The sequence below is a fragment of the Streptomyces sp. NPDC102490 genome (assembly GCF_044765285.1).
In the GTDB taxonomy this organism is placed as follows: Bacteria; Actinomycetota; Actinomycetes; order Streptomycetales; family Streptomycetaceae; genus Streptomyces.
This window is the reverse complement of sequence record NZ_JBIWJU010000014.1, coordinates 257,952-272,065: the sequence shown is the minus strand read 5'-3', so window position 1 is coordinate 272,065 and position 14,114 is coordinate 257,952. Positions and strand designations below refer to the sequence as shown.

General features: G+C 70.2%; 12 protein-coding genes and 1 riboswitch. Of the genes, 8 read left to right on the top strand and 4 right to left on the bottom strand.

Going from position 1 to position 14,114, the window contains the following annotated elements; genetic code table 11:
• Positions 1-32: 32 nt before the first annotated feature.
• The 4 genes from ACIRGB_RS30475 to gcvT all read right to left on the bottom strand — a co-directional run bounded on the left by ACIRGB_RS30475 (position 33) and on the right by gcvT (position 4,384).
• On the bottom strand, positions 33-1,400 hold the full coding sequence (locus ACIRGB_RS30475; protein ID WP_403871802.1) for an L-serine ammonia-lyase: 1,368 nt from the start codon (positions 1,398-1,400) through the stop codon (positions 33-35).
• Positions 1,401-1,499: 99 nt separating this feature from the next.
• Positions 1,500-2,762 carry a serine hydroxymethyltransferase gene (glyA, locus tag ACIRGB_RS30470; RefSeq protein WP_403871800.1) on the bottom strand — a complete coding sequence of 421 codons (1,263 nt, stop codon included), beginning with the start codon at positions 2,760-2,762 and terminating at the stop codon, positions 1,500-1,502.
• Between the two features lie 14 nt (positions 2,763-2,776).
• On the bottom strand, positions 2,777-3,154 hold the full coding sequence (gcvH, locus tag ACIRGB_RS30465; RefSeq protein ID WP_104633323.1) for a glycine cleavage system protein GcvH: 378 nt from the start codon (positions 3,152-3,154) through the stop codon (positions 2,777-2,779).
• Positions 3,155-3,265: 111 nt separating this feature from the next.
• Complete coding sequence (gcvT, locus tag ACIRGB_RS30460) at positions 3,266-4,384, bottom strand: glycine cleavage system aminomethyltransferase GcvT (protein ID WP_403871798.1); 1,119 nt, start codon at positions 4,382-4,384, stop codon at positions 3,266-3,268.
• 155 nt (positions 4,385-4,539) lie between these two features.
• A riboswitch (glycine riboswitch) is annotated at positions 4,540-4,633 on the bottom strand.
• 177 nt (positions 4,634-4,810) lie between these two features.
• Between gcvT and ACIRGB_RS30455 the strand changes: the two genes are divergently transcribed.
• The 8 genes from ACIRGB_RS30455 (at position 4,811) to ACIRGB_RS30420 (ending at position 14,051) form a co-directional block, all read left to right on the top strand.
• Positions 4,811-5,479 (top strand): AAA family ATPase, encoded by a 669-nt coding sequence (locus tag ACIRGB_RS30455; protein WP_403871797.1) that lies wholly within the window; start codon positions 4,811-4,813, stop codon positions 5,477-5,479.
• A gap of 79 nt (positions 5,480-5,558) precedes the next feature.
• Positions 5,559-6,326, top strand: a complete 768-nt coding sequence (locus tag ACIRGB_RS30450) for an enhanced serine sensitivity protein SseB (protein ID WP_403871795.1) — start codon at positions 5,559-5,561, stop codon at positions 6,324-6,326.
• 168 nt (positions 6,327-6,494) lie between these two features.
• The gene (locus tag ACIRGB_RS30445; RefSeq protein WP_403871793.1) at positions 6,495-7,292 is read left to right on the top strand and encodes an enhanced serine sensitivity protein SseB C-terminal domain-containing protein; all 798 of its coding nucleotides are present in this window, start codon (positions 6,495-6,497) and stop codon (positions 7,290-7,292) included.
• Positions 7,293-7,617: 325 nt separating this feature from the next.
• Positions 7,618-8,625 (top strand): ABC transporter permease, encoded by a 1,008-nt coding sequence (locus ACIRGB_RS30440; RefSeq protein WP_059302274.1) that lies wholly within the window; start codon positions 7,618-7,620, stop codon positions 8,623-8,625.
• Positions 8,626-8,695: 70 nt separating this feature from the next.
• Positions 8,696-10,492, top strand: coding sequence for an ABC transporter substrate-binding protein (locus ACIRGB_RS30435; protein ID WP_403871791.1), 1,797 nt, complete (start codon positions 8,696-8,698; stop codon positions 10,490-10,492).
• Between the two features lie 108 nt (positions 10,493-10,600).
• Positions 10,601-11,599 (top strand): ABC transporter permease, encoded by a 999-nt coding sequence (locus ACIRGB_RS30430; protein ID WP_052838482.1) that lies wholly within the window; start codon positions 10,601-10,603, stop codon positions 11,597-11,599.
• On the top strand, positions 11,596-12,693 hold the full coding sequence (locus ACIRGB_RS30425) for an ABC transporter ATP-binding protein (protein ID WP_059302277.1): 1,098 nt from the start codon (positions 11,596-11,598) through the stop codon (positions 12,691-12,693). The genes ACIRGB_RS30430 and ACIRGB_RS30425 overlap by 4 nt, the downstream gene beginning before the upstream one ends.
• Positions 12,694-12,716: 23 nt before the next feature.
• Entirely contained in the window at positions 12,717-14,051 is a 1,335-nt protein-coding gene (locus ACIRGB_RS30420; protein ID WP_403871788.1) for a dipeptide ABC transporter ATP-binding protein, read from the top strand.
• Positions 14,052-14,114 lie beyond the last annotated feature (63 nt).

Genomic DNA, 14,114 nt, shown 5'->3' with positions numbered 1-14,114 from the left:
GGATGTCACGATGTGAGACGCCCGCGGTTTCCTCAGCACTCGATGATGTTCACCGCGAGCCCGCCCCGCGCCGTCTCCTTGTACTTGACCGACATGTCGGCGCCGGTCTCCTTCATGGTCTTGATGACCTTGTCGAGGGACACCTTGTGCGAGCCGTCGCCGCGCATCGCCATCCGGGCCGCCGTGACCGCCTTGACCGCGGCCATGCCGTTGCGCTCGATGCAGGGGATCTGGACCAGGCCGCCGACCGGGTCGCAGGTGAGGCCGAGGTTGTGCTCCATGCCGATCTCGGCGGCGTTCTCCACCTGCTCCGGGGAGCCGCCGAGCACCTCGGCGAGGGCACCGGCCGCCATCGAGCAGGCGGAGCCGACCTCGCCCTGGCAGCCGACCTCGGCGCCGGAGATGGAGGCGTTCTCCTTGAAGAGCATGCCGATGGCGCCCGCGGCGAGCAGGAAGCGGACCACGCCCTCCTCGTCGGCGCCGGGCACGAAGTTCATGTAGTAGTGCAGGACCGCCGGGATGATGCCGGCCGCGCCGTTGGTCGGGGCGGTGACGACCCGGCCGCCGGCCGCGTTCTCCTCGTTCACGGCCATCGCGTAGAGCGTGATCCACTCCATCGACAGGGCCAGCGGGTCGCCCTCGGAGCGCAGCTTGCGCGCGGTGTTCGCGGCGCGGCGGCGGACCTTCAGGCCGCCCGGCAGGATGCCCTCGCGGGTCATGCCGCGCTCCACGCACGCCCGCATCACGCGCCAGATCTCCAGCAGGCCCTCGCGGATCTCGTCCTCGTCGCGCCAGGCCCGCTCGTTCTCCAGCATCAGCGCGGAGATGGACAGGCCCGTCTCCCGGGCCAGGCGCAGCAGCTCGTCGCCGGTGCGGAAGGGGTACTTCAGGACGGTGTCGTCGAGGACGATGCGGTCCGCGCCCACCGCGTCCTCGTCGACGACGAAGCCGCCGCCGACCGAGTAGTAGGTCTTGGTCAGCACCTCGGCGCCCTCGGCGTCGTACGCCCACAGCGTCATGCCGTTGGCGTGGTAGGGGAGGGCCTTGCGGCGGTGCAGGACCATGTCGTCGTCGTAGGAGAAGGCGATCTCGTGGTCGCCGAGGAGGCTGATGCGGCCGGACGTCTTGATCGTCTCGACGCGGTCGTCGGCGGTCTCCACGTCGACCGTGCGCGGTGAGTCGCCCTCCAGGCCGAGCAGCACCGCCTTGGGGGTGCCGTGGCCGTGGCCGGTGGCGCCGAGCGAGCCGTACAGCTCGGCGCGGACCGAGGCGACGGAGTCCAGCAGCTCCTCGTTGCGCAGGCGGCGGGCGAACATGCGGGCCGCGCGCATCGGGCCGACCGTGTGCGAGCTCGACGGGCCGATGCCGATCGAGAACAGGTCGAAGACCGAGATGGCCACGGGGACTCCTCAGAACGGGGGTGGTGCGGAGGGGGTGCCGAGGGGCGGGGCGCCCGGCCGCTTGTGGCGGATGCGGCGCCCCACCCTCGGGCGTGGTGTCTACTTGTTCAGACCCGGGTACAGCGGGTGCTTGTCGGCCAGGGCCTTCACCCGGGCCTTGAGGGCCTGGGCGTCGTAGGACGGCTTCAGCGCCTCGGCGATCACGTCCGCGACCTCGGCGAAGTCCTCGGCGGTGAAGCCGCGGGTCGCCAGGGCCGGCGTACCGATGCGCAGACCGGAGGTCACCATCGGCGGACGCGGGTCGTTCGGGACGGCGTTGCGGTTGACCGTGATGCCGACCTCGTGGAGACGGTCCTCGGCCTGCTGCCCGTCCAGCTCGGAGTCACGCAGGTCCACCAGGACCAGGTGGACGTCCGTGCCGCCGGTCAGGACGGAGACGCCCGCCGCCTTCGCGTCGTCCCGCACCAGGCGCTCGGCCAGGATGCGGGCACCCTCCAGCGTACGGCCCTGGCGCTCCTTGAAGTCCTCGCTCGCGGCGACCTTGAAGGCGACGGCCTTGGCGGCCACCACGTGCTCCAGCGGGCCACCCTGCTGACCGGGGAAGACGGCAGAGTTGATCTTCTTGGCCAGCTCGGCCGTGGAGAGGATCACACCGCCGCGCGGGCCGCCCAGGGTCTTGTGCGTGGTGGTGGTGACCACGTGCGCGTGCGGGACCGGGTTCGGGTGCAGGCCCGCCGCGACCAGACCGGCGAAGTGCGCCATGTCGACCATCAGGTACGCGCCGACCTCGTCCGCGACCTTGCGGAAGGCGGCGAAGTCCAGCTGACGAGGGTACGCCGACCAGCCGGCCACGATCAGCTTCGGCCTGGACTCCTTGGCGAGGCGCTCCACCTCGGCCATGTCGACCTGGCCGTCGTCGCCGACGTGGTAGGGCACGACGTTGTAGAGCTTGCCGGAGAAGTTGATCTTCATGCCGTGGGTCAGGTGCCCGCCGTGGGCGAGGTTCAGACCCATGATCGTGTCGCCGGGCTTGAGCAGCGCGAACATCGCCGCCGCGTTGGCCTGGGCGCCCGAGTGCGGCTGCACGTTGGCGTGCTCGGCGCCGAAGAGCGCCTTGACCCGGTCGATGGCGATCTGCTCGACCACGTCGACGTGCTCGCAGCCGCCGTAGTAGCGGCGGCCGGGGTAGCCCTCGGCGTACTTGTTGGTGAGGACCGAGCCCTGGGCCTCCATGACCGCGACCGGGGCGAAGTTCTCCGAGGCGATCATCTCGAGGGTGGACTGCTGGCGGTCCAGCTCGGCGTCGACGGCGGCGGCGACGTCGGGGTCCAGTTCGTGCAGGGGTGTGTTCAGAAGCGACATGCGGTCGGGACTCCTCAGCCGGCGGTGAAGGCGGTGTACTCGTCGGCGGAGAGCAGGTCGGCCGGCTCGTCCGTGATCCGCACCTTGAACAGCCAGCCGCCCTCGAAGGGGGCGCTGTTCACCAGCGACGGGTCGTTGACGACGTCCTCGTTGACCTCGGTGACCTCACCGGAGACGGGGGAGTACAGATCGGAGACGGACTTGGTCGACTCCAGTTCGCCGCAGGTCTCGCCCGCGGTCACCGAGTCGCCGACCTCGGGGAGCTGGACGAAGACGACGTCACCGAGCGCGTTGGCCGCGTGCTCCGTGATGCCGACCGTCGAGGCGCCGTCCTCGGCGCCCGACAGCCACTCGTGCTCCTTGCTGTAGCGCAGCTGCTGGGGGTTGCTCATGGCCTGAATTCTCCTGTACGCGAGGAAGTGGCTGGTGAAGGGGGTGGTGGGGCGGTACGTCACACGGGGGCGACGCCGCCCGGGACACAGGGGGCCGGTGCCGCCCGGTGGCTACTTCTGACGCTTGTAGAACGGCAGCGCCACGACCTGGTACGGCTCGTGACTGCCCCGGATGTCCACACCGACACCCTCGGTTCCCGGGGCCGCGTGCGCGGGGTCGACGTACGCCATGGCGATCGGCTTGCCCAGCGTCGGGGACGGGGCGCCGGAGGTGACCTCGCCGATCACCTCGCCGCCGGCGACGACCGGGTAGCCGGCGCGCGGGACCCGGCGGCCCTCGGCCACCAGGCCGACCAGGACGCGGGGCGGCTCGGAGGCGGCGCGCTCGGCGGCCTCGGTCAGCGCGGCGCGCCCGACGAAGTCGCCCTCCTTCTCGAACTTCACCACCCGGCCCAGACCGGCGTCGAACGGCGTCAGCGCGGTCGACAGCTCGTTGCCGTACAGCGGCATGCCCGCCTCCAGGCGGAGCGTGTCCCGGCAGGACAGGCCGCACGGGACCAGCCCGGCGCCCTCGCCCGCCTCGGTCAGCGCCTGCCACAGCTCGACGGCGTGCTCCGGCTCCACGAACAGCTCGAAGCCGTCCTCGCCGGTGTAGCCGGTGCGCGCGATCAGCGCCGGGACCCCGGCGACCGTGCCGGGCAGCCCGGCGTAGTACTTCAGTCCGTCCAGGTCGGCGTCGGTGAGCGAGGCGAGGATGCCCGGGGACTTCGGGCCCTGCACCGCCAGCAGCGCGTAGGCGTCGCGGTCGTCGCGCACCTCGGCGTCGAAGCCCGCCGCCCGCTCGGTCAGCGCGTCCAGCACGACCTGGGCGTTGGAGGCGTTGGCGACCACCATGTACCGGGCTTCTCCCAGCCGGTAGACGATCAGGTCGTCCAGGATGCCGCCGTCCTCGCGGCAGATCATGGTGTAGCGGGCCCGGCCCGGCTTGACGCTGCCGATGTTGCCGACCAGCGCGTAGTTCAGCAGCTCGGCCGCCTGCGGCCCGGTGACGGTGATCTCACCCATGTGCGAGAGGTCGAAGAGACCGGCGCGGGTGCGCACCGCGACATGCTCCTCGCGCTCGGAGCCGTAGCGCAGGGGCATGTCCCAGCCGGCGAAGTCGGTCATCGTCGCGCCGAGCGCGCGATGCGTGGCGTCGAGCGCGGTACGGCGCGGTTCGGTACTGCTCATCGGTCGGTCGTCTCCCAGGACAGGACGGGGCGAGGTCGGTCCTCCCCATCTGTCATCGGAACCTGAGAGGTTCGCCACGGCCACCGGAGTACGGCGATCAGGGCTTGCACCTTGGGTGGGACCGCCGTCGGGGGCGGTCCGCTTTTCAGATGTGCCTCGCCCGCGCGGTAACGGGGCCTGAGAGATTCAAGGGAGGGACTTGCTCCTTCGGCGCCCCGGCGCGGCCGGGGACTCTCCCGCGCGGATTCAAACGGCCGGTATGCAGTTGGCGCCGCCATCATTGCACGCCCGGCTCATCCGTGGCAGACCGTGATCTGTAACCGGCTTGTGGCAGTAAGCGAACGAAAACGCGAGACCCGCGCATTACCTTCTCTTTACACTCGACGGGGAGGTACTCGTGTACCGCCCCAGGGGAGGACGATCACGGTGAACAGGACCACGGCGTACGCCACGACCTCCGGACTCGCGCTGCCCGAGCAGCCCGCCGCTCCGGCCTCCGAGGCATGTGCCCCACTGACCGCACCCGTCGTCCGCGACCTGAGGGACCGCGACGGCCGCAGCCCGCACGCCCTGCTCTTCGGACCCCGGGACCTGGTGGTGATCACCGGCCTGCCCGGCAGCGGCAAGTCCACGCTGATGCGGCGCACCGTGCGCGGCGGCCGCGTCGACTCCCAGGACACCCGCGACCGCTGGGAGCGCCGCATGCCGCGCTTCCTGCCGTACGCGCTCTACCGCCCGCTCGTCCGCCTCGCCCACTACGCGGGGCTGCGCCGCGCGCTGCGCTCCGGCGAGGGCGTCGTCGTGCACGACTGCGGCACCCAGGCTTGGGTGCGCGGCTGGCTGGCCCGCGAGGCCCGCCGCCGGGACGGCACCCTGCACCTGCTGCTCCTCGACGTCGCTCCCGGCGAAGCCCTGGCCGGCCAGCGCGAGCGCGGCCGGGGCGTCTCGCGGTACGCGTTCCTGCGGCACCGCACGGCCAACTCCCGCCTGCTGCGCGCGGTGACCGACGGCACCCTGCCCGCCGGCTGCGCCTCGGCGGTGGTCCTCGACCGGGCGGCGGCCGACACCCTCCGCCGCATCGCCTTCACGGGGTGACGCAGGGTAGGGCCCCGGGATCGAACGGGTTAGCCTTTCAGCCACGAACGGCGGTACCAGGCAGGCGGTAGGTAGGCAGATGGACTTCCCGGCACAGGCGCACCCCCACCCGCACGGCGGGTGGCCAGGCAACGAGCTGGAGGAGGTGCTGTCCGCCTCCCTCGGCATCCCGTCGGCCGGCGGCCGGATCGTGGAGGTCCTCGGCCGCAGCTTCCTGTGGATACCCCTGCCCAACGGCGGCGGCCCGCACAGCGGCCCCCTCGACCTGCCCTCGCTGGAGATCGACGGCCAGGCGTATGTGCCGGTGTTCAGCTCGGAGGAGCAGCTGCGCCAGGTCGCGGGGGCGCACATGGCGTACACCATCGCCCCCGCCGCGGAGTTCGCCCGCGGCCTGCCCCCGCAGGTCGGCATCGCGGTGAACCCGGAGGGCGTGGTCGGCATCCCGCTGCCGCCGCCCGCCGTGGCCGAGCTGTGCCGGGCCGGCCGCACCCCGCTGGACGGGCCCTCCTCCGGCGGCCGGGTCCGCCTCTTCGAGCCGGACTGGCAGGACGACCCGGTGGACTTCCTCGCCGCGGCCTCCGCCGAGTTCGCCGCCACCGGCGTCGTCCGCAGCGCGCGCCGCTGCCTGGCCGCCGTGGAGACCGCCGACCCGGTCCTGTTCGTCGGCGTCGAACTGACCCACTGGGAGGGCGACGCCCGCACCCTCCCCCTGGACGCCCTCGGCCGCGCCCTCGCCGCGTCCCCCCTGAAGTGGCAGGTCAACCTGATCCTCCTGGAAGCAGCCCAGGACCCGGTCTGCGACTGGATGCGGGAAAAGGTCAGGCCGTTCTACGGCGGCACCCTGTAGTCGCCGGCAAGGAAAACGCACCCAAGGGGCGCGGGGAACGGCGCGACCAGCCACCGCGGCGCCGCACCCGCACGACGGCAGCACACCCCGAGCTGGAAGGCCCTCCGCACCCGGCGGAGCCTTAAGCTGGTTCCAACACCGGGGGAACTTCTCGAAGGGGCGATACACGTGAGCGCCAGCGGCACCACGACCGGACAGGTCGAGCACATGCTGCGCCAGGTGACGCCCGGGCGCTACGACGCCTACGAGGCCCTGCTGCGCGCCCTCGCCAACCCCACCTCCGGCCAGGTCTGGATGCTGCTGTGGCACGGCCAGGCCGGCTCCCCGGACGCCCAATACGGGAACATGGAGGTCGAGGGCTACGGCTACGCCCCCTGCGTGACCTCCGCCCAGGAGCTCTCGGCCAGCGGCTGGAACCGGTCGTACGAAGTGGTCGACGGCCTGGAGGTCGCCCGCGCCCTCTACCCGGACCACTACGGCCTGTGGCTCAACCCGCACGCCCCCGGCGGCGGGGTCGGCATCCCCTGGCTCGACCTGCGCCGTATCGCCTCCGGCCTGGACCGCCAGCCCGCCGGGCCCCTGCGGCTGTCCGAACCGGCCATCGAGATCCCCCAGTTCTACGCCCTGCTCGCGCAGAACGCCCATCGCACCCCGGCCGTCCGCGCGCTGCGCCGCGCCTGGGTGCAGCCGGCGCTGGGGGCGCCGTACCTGGCCATCGGCCTGGACGTGTACGACACCTCCCCGCCCGCCGTCGACGCGGTGCGCGCGATGATGCAGCAGTCCGTCGGCGCGGTGCCGGACGGGCTGCCGGTGTCGACGGTGGCGATGACCGACGCCCACGACCCGGTCGCCCTGTGGCTGCGCGCCAACGCGCGCCCGTTCTACGACCGCGAGGCCCACGCGCCCGCCCCCGCCCAGGCGCCGGCGGGCGGGTACGGATACCCTCCGGCCGGTAGCCGGTACTGACGGCCGCGAGGTCCGGGGACCCCGCGGACCCCGCCGGAAGAGGCGATCTTCGCGCGTAGATGGCGACGCAAAGCGCCCTCTTGTCCCTGATGTCCCAACTCGCCCGTGTCCGGCCCCCGTTACCCAGTGTCCGGATAACGGAACACCTCAAACAGCATCACGGTTGCGCATCCATTCCCCGTCAAGTCTGGCTACAGATCGCCAAAGCGTTGAAGACTCCCGCAAGTAAGGGGTGGAAGCTCGCTCCTGTGTACGACGGACTGATCACGCCGCTACAGCGGCAAGTGCGGGCCGGCTACCGCCGGTTGAGAGGGGTCCCTGCCAGATGACGGCACCATTGCACGAGCCGACCGCGGAAGCGGCCCCGAGTGCGGCCGAGGAAGCGGCGGTTGCCGGCGCCGAGGCCAAGGCGGTACAGGGGCGTTCCCTGGGGCGTATCGCCTGGGAGCGGCTGAAACGGGACAAGCTGGCCCTCGCGGGTGGCACGGTGGTGCTCCTCCTCATCGTGGTCGCCCTGCTGGCCCCCGTGATCGCCAACCTCGTCGGGCAGGACCCCGAGGCGCACCACGAGGACCTGATCGACCCGCTGTTCGGCACCCCCACCGGCTCCCTGGGCGGCATCAGCGGCGACCACTGGCTGGGCGTCGAGCCCGTCAACGGCCGCGACATCTTCGCCCGCATCCTTTACGGCGCCCGCATCTCGCTGCTCGTCGGCTTCCTGTCCGCGATCGTCGCCGTGGTCATCGGCACCGTCCTCGGTGTCCTGGCCGGCTTCTTCGGCGGCTGGGTCGACTCCCTCATCAGCCGGGTCATGGACGGTCTGCTCGCCTTCCCGCAGCTGCTGTTCATCATCGCCCTGGTCTCGGTCATGCCGAACAACATGCTGGGCCTCACCGGCACCGGTGTCCGCCTGTTCGTGATGATCCTGGTCATCGGCTTCTTCGGCTGGCCCTACATCGGCCGCGTGGTCCGCGGCCAGACCCTGTCGATGCGCGAACGGGAGTACGTCGAGGCCGCCCGCTCCCTGGGCGCCGGGCGGTTCTACATCCTCTTCAAGGAACTGCTGCCCAACCTGGTCGCGCCGATCATCGTCTACACGACGATGATGATCCCCACCAACATCCTCACCGAGGCGGCACTCAGCTTCCTGGGTGTGGGCGTCAAGCCCCCCACGGCCTCGTGGGGGCAGATGCTCTCGAGCGCGATCGACTACTACGACTCGGACCCCATGTACATGGTGATCCCGGGTGTAGCGATCTTCATCACCGTGCTCGCCTTCAATCTCTTCGGCGACGGCGTGCGTGACGCGCTGGACCCGAAGGGCTCCCGCTGAACTGCCGTACCGCAAAGCGACCCGTGGCACCTGCACGGGGTCTCTCATCTAATCCGGAGGATCCGAGATCGTGACTACCCAACGCACCTCAGGGCGGCGCAAGCAGGTTTTGGCCGCTGCCGCGGTGGTGGCCGCGCTGCTGACCACGGCGGCGTGCGGCGGCGACGGCGACGGCGGCAACGGGGGCTCGAAGAATGGCGCTGCCGGCTTCGACGCCGCCAACAACAAGGTCGCCCAGGCCGACCAGGCCAAGAAGGGCGGCGAGCTGAAGTTCGCCAGCGCGCAGGACGCCGACTCGTGGGACACCACCCGCGGCTACTACGGCTTCATGTGGAACTTCTCGCGCTACTACTCCCGTCAGCTCGTCACCAACGCCACGGAGCCGGGCAAGGCCGGCGCCGGCGTGGTGCCGGACCTGGCCACCGCCACCGCCAAGGTCTCGGACGACGGCAAGACCTACACGTACACCCTGCGTGACGGCGTCACCTGGGAGGACGGCAAGCCGATCACCTCCAAGGACATCAAGTACGGCATCGAGCGCGTCTGGGCGCAGGACGTGCTGTCCGGCGGTCCGACGTACCTCAAGGAGGTGCTCGACCCCGAGGGCACGTACCAGGGCCCGTACAAGGACAAGTCCGCGGACAAGCTGGGTCTGAAGGCGATCGAGACGCCGGACGACAAGACCATCGTCTTCAAGCTGCCGAAGGCCAACTCGGACTTCGAGGAGATGCTCGCGCTCACCTCGGCCTCCCCGGTCCGCCAGGACAAGGACACCAAGTCCAAGTACGGTCTGCACCCGTTCTCCTCGGGCCCGTACAAGTTCCAGTCGTACAGCCCGGGCAAGGACCTCGTCCTGGTCCGCAACACCGAGTGGAAGCAGGCCTCCGACCCGGTCCGCAAGGCCTACCCGGACAAGATCTCCGTCAAGTTCTTCTCCAACGCCAACGACCTGGACTCCCGTCTGATCGCCGGCGACTACGACCTGGACCTCGCCCAGACCAGCCTCTCCCCGCAGGGCCGCTCCACCGCCCTCAAGGAGCACAAGAACAACCTGGACAACCCGGTCTCCGGCTACGTCCGTTACGCCGTCTTCCCGCAGAACGTGAAGCCGTTCGACAACGAGCACTGCCGCAAGGCCGCGATCTACGGCGCCGACCACGTCTCGCTGCAGACCGCGCGCGGCGGCCCGGTCGCCGGCGGTGACATCGGCACCAACATGCTGCCCCCGGGTGTCCCGGGCGCCGAGGGCCAGAAGTACGACCCGTACGGCATCGCCGGTGAGAACAAGACCGGCAACGTCGCCAAGGCCAAGGAAGAGCTGAAGGCCTGCGGCAAGCCCGAGGGCTTCAAGACCACCATCGCGGTCCGCAACAACAAGCCGGTCGAGGTGGCCACCGCCGAGTCGCTCCAGGCGTCGCTGAAGAAGGTCGGCATCACCGTCGACATCGACCAGTACGACGGCTCGCAGACCGCCGGCATCATCGGCAGCCCCGCGAACGTGAAGAAGAAGAACTACGGCATCATCATCATGGGCTGGGGCCCGGACTTCCCGTCGGTGCAGGGCTACGGCCAGCCGCTGTGGGACAGCCGGTTCATCCTGGAGAGCGGCAACAACAACTACGCGCTCATCAAGGACAAGGCGATCGACGGTCTCTTCGACACGTACGCCAAGACGCTCGACGACGCCGGCAAGGCCAAGATCGCGACCGAGATCAACCACAAGGTGATGGAGGGCGGCTACTACCTGCCCTTCGTCTTCGAGAAGTTCCTGAACTTCCGCTCCAGCCGTCTCGCCAACGTCTACACCACCGACGGCTACAGCGGCATGTACGACTTCGTCAACCTCGGTCTGAAGTCCACGAAGTAACCGGTACACCCGCCGAACGGCACGAAAGGCAGGTGAAGGCCGGCGCGGCGTGACCGCGGGCCATCGGACGACCTCCGGTGGCCCGCGGTCCGCGGCGGGCCGTTAGCTGTGCTCGCTTACCTCTTGAGGCGGTTGTTCGCCGCCGCTGTGATGCTCGTGGTCATCGTCATGGTGGTCTTCAGCATCTTCTTCCTGATCCCCAAGTGGGCAGGCGTCGACATCGCCGCGAGCTTCGTGGGCAAGCAGGCCGACCCCGCCTCGATCAAGGCCGTGGGGGAGAAGCTGGGTCTCAACGACCCGATCTACGCCCAGGTCTGGGAGTTCTTCCGCGGCATCTTCGTGGGCCGCACCTACTCGGGCGGCGGCGACGTCACCGAGTGCGCCGCCCCCTGCTTCGGTTACTCCTTCCGCAGTGAGCAGGCCATCTGGCCGGTGCTCACCGACCGCTTCCCGGTGACCCTGGGTCTCGCGCTCGGTGCCGCCGTGCTGTGGCTGATCTTCGGCCTGGCCGCCGGTGTGCTCTCCGCCCTCAAGCGGGGCACCCTGTGGGACCGCGGCGCGATGATCGTCGCCCTGGCCGGCGTCTCGCTGCCCATCTACTTCACCGGCCTGCTGAGCCTCGCGGCCTTCTCCTACGGACTGGGCTGGCTCGACGCCCAGTACGTGCCGCTCTCGGACAGCTTCTCCGGCTGGCTCGGCGGCATGATCCTGCCCTGGATCACCCTGGCCTTCCTGTACGCGGCCATGTACGCCCGGATCACCCGGGCGACCATGATGGAGATCCTCGGCGAGGACTACATCCGCACCGCCCGCGCCAAGGGGCTCAGGGAAAGTGTCGTCATCCGCAAGCACGCCATGCGCTCGACGATGACGCCCATCCTCACCATGCTCGGCATGGACCTGGGCGCCCTCATCGGCGGCGCGATCCTGACGGAGACCACGTTCAGCCTCCCCGGCCTCGGCCAGGCCGTGCTCAACGCGATCAAGAACCAGGACCTCCCCGTCATCCTGGGCGTTACCCTGATCACTTCTCTCGCGGTGCTCATCGCCAACCTCGTGGTGGACGTCCTGTACGCCGTGATCGACCCCCGAGTGAGGCTCGCATGACCGAACTGAGCAAGAGCGGGGCAGCGGTGGGCGAGCCCGCCGCCGCCTCGCCCGCGCCGACCGCCTTCCTGGAAGTACGCGACCTCAAGGTCCACTTCCCGACCGACGACGGCCTGGTCAAGTCCGTCGACGGGCTCTCCTTCCAGCTGGAGAAGGGCAAGACCCTCGGCATCGTGGGCGAGTCCGGCTCCGGCAAGTCGGTGACCTCGCTCGGCATCATGGGCCTGCACACCGCCGGCCAGTACGGCAAGCGCAAGGCCCGGATATCCGGCGAGATCTGGCTGGACGGCACCGAGCTGCTGTCCGCCGACCCCGACCACGTGCGCAAGCTGCGCGGCCGGGAGATGGCGATGATCTTCCAGGACCCGCTGTCCGCGCTGCACCCGTACTACACGATCGGCCAGCAGATCGTGGAGGCGTACCGCATCCACCACCCGGTGGACAAGAAGACCGCCAAGCGCCGCGCCGTGGAGATGCTCGACCGGGTCGGCATCCCGCAGCCGGACAAGCGGGTGGACAGCTACCCGCACGAGTTCTCCGGCGGTATGCGCCAGCGCGCGATGATCGCGATGTCGCTGGTCAACAACCCCGAGCTGCTGATCGCGGACGAGCCGACCACCGCCCTGGACGTCACCGTCCAGGCGCAGATCCTCGACCTCATCCGGGACCTTCAGAAGGAGTTCGGCTCCGCGGTCATCGTCATCACCCACGACCTGGGCGTCGTCGCCGAGCTGGCCGACGACCTCCTGGTGATGTACGGCGGCCGGTGCGTGGAGCGCGGTCCGGCGGAGAAGGTGTTCTACGAGCCCCGGCACCCCTACACCTGGGGCCTGCTCGGCTCGATGCCGCGGCTCGACCGCGAGCAGCAGGAACGCCTCATCCCGGTCAAGGGCTCGCCGCCCTCCCTCATCAACCTCCCGTCCGGCTGCGCCTTCAACCCGCGCTGCCCGTACGCCGACGTGCCCAAGGACGACGTCACCCGCACGGTCCGCCCCGAGCTGACCGAGGTCGGCAGCAAGCACTGGGCCGCCTGCCACATGTCGCAGGAGCAGCGGGAGCGTATCTGGACCGAAGAGATTGCGCCGAAGCTGTGAGCGACCAGGCAGAGGACAAAGCGGTGACCATCCCCGCACAGACCAGCGGCACCACCCTCACCAAGGACGCCGCCCCCGGCGACACCCTGCTGAAGGTGACCGGGCTGCAGAAGCACTTCCCGATCAAGAAGGGGCTGCTGCAGCGCCAGGTCGGCGCGGTCCGCGCCGTCGACGGCATCGACTTCGAGGTCAAGGCCGGCGAGACGCTGGGCGTCGTGGGCGAGTCCGGCTGCGGCAAGTCGACCATGGGCCGGCTGATCACCCGGCTGCTGGAGCCGACCGCGGGCAAGGTCGAGTTCGAGGGCAAGGACATCACCCACCTCGGGGTCGGCGGCATGCGTCCGCTGCGCCGCGACGTGCAGATGATCTTCCAGGACCCGTACTCCTCGCTGAACCCGCGCCACACCATCGGCACGATCGTCAGCGCCCCCTTCAAGCTCCAGGGCGTCCAGCCCGAGGGCGGGGTCAAGAAGGAGGTGCAGCGGCTGCTGTCGGTGGTCGGCCTCAACCCCGAGCACTACAACCGCTACCCGCACGAGTTCTCCGGCGGCCAGCGCCAGCGCATCGGCATCGCCCGCGCGCTCGCGCTCAACCCGAAGCTGGTCGTGGCCGACGAGCCGGTCTCCGCGCTCGACGTGTCGATCCAGGCCCAGGTCGTCAACCTGCTCGACGACCTCCAGAGCGAGCTGGGCCTGACGTACGTGATCATCGCGCACGACCTGTCCGTCGTGCGGCACGTCTCGGACCGCATCGCGGTGATGTACCTCGGCAAGATCATGGAGCTGGCCGACCGCGACCTGCTCTACAAGTCGCCGATGCACCCGTACACCAAGGCGCTGATGTCGGCCGTCCCGATCCCGGACCCGGCCCGCAAGTCGGCCAAGAGCGAGCGCATCCTGCTCAAGGGCGACGTGCCCTCGCCGATCTCCCCGCCGAGCGGCTGCCGCTTCCACACCCGGTGCTGGAAGGCGACGCAGATCTGCACGACCACCGAGCCGCCGCTGAAGGAGCTGCGGCCGGGCCAGCAGGTGGCCTGCCACCACCCGGAGAACTTCGAGGACCAGGCCCCGCAGGACGTCGTCCTGCTCAGCGCCGCCAAGGAGGCCGCGGAGCTGGTGTCCGAGGAGGCGCTGGCCGAGTCGGCGGCGACCTCGGCGGCGGTGGCCGCGGAGATCGGGGCGACCGAGGCGGACACGTCGGAGACCGAGGCGACCGAGCCGGAGACGTCGGCGACCGAGACGTCGGAGACCGAGGCGGAAGCGCCGGCGACCGAGGCGTCCGGGACCGAGGCGTCCGAGGGCGCCGCGTCGGACGGTGACGAGCCGGCCGCCGAGGAGCCTCCCGCCAAGGAGAAGTGACCTCGCCCACCTCACCCGACAGCGAGCCCCTGCCTTCGTTTGTAAGGCAGGGGCTCGCTGTCG

What these genes read in the sequence shown, in the direction of transcription:
- ACIRGB_RS30450 (WP_403871795.1), top strand. Translation starts at nt 5,559, where the DNA reads ATGGACTTCCCGGCACAGGCGCACCCCCACCCGCACGGCGGGTGGCCA.
- ACIRGB_RS30440 (WP_059302274.1), top strand. Translation starts at nt 7,618, where the DNA reads ATGACGGCACCATTGCACGAGCCGACCGCGGAAGCGGCCCCGAGTGCG.
- ACIRGB_RS30425 (WP_059302277.1), top strand. Translation starts at nt 11,596, where the DNA reads ATGACCGAACTGAGCAAGAGCGGGGCAGCGGTGGGCGAGCCCGCCGCC.
- gcvH (WP_104633323.1), bottom strand. Translation starts at nt 3,154, where the DNA reads ATGAGCAACCCCCAGCAGCTGCGCTACAGCAAGGAGCACGAGTGGCTG.
- glyA (WP_403871800.1), bottom strand. Translation starts at nt 2,762, where the DNA reads ATGTCGCTTCTGAACACACCCCTGCACGAACTGGACCCCGACGTCGCC.
- gcvT (WP_403871798.1), bottom strand. Translation starts at nt 4,384, where the DNA reads ATGAGCAGTACCGAACCGCGCCGTACCGCGCTCGACGCCACGCATCGC.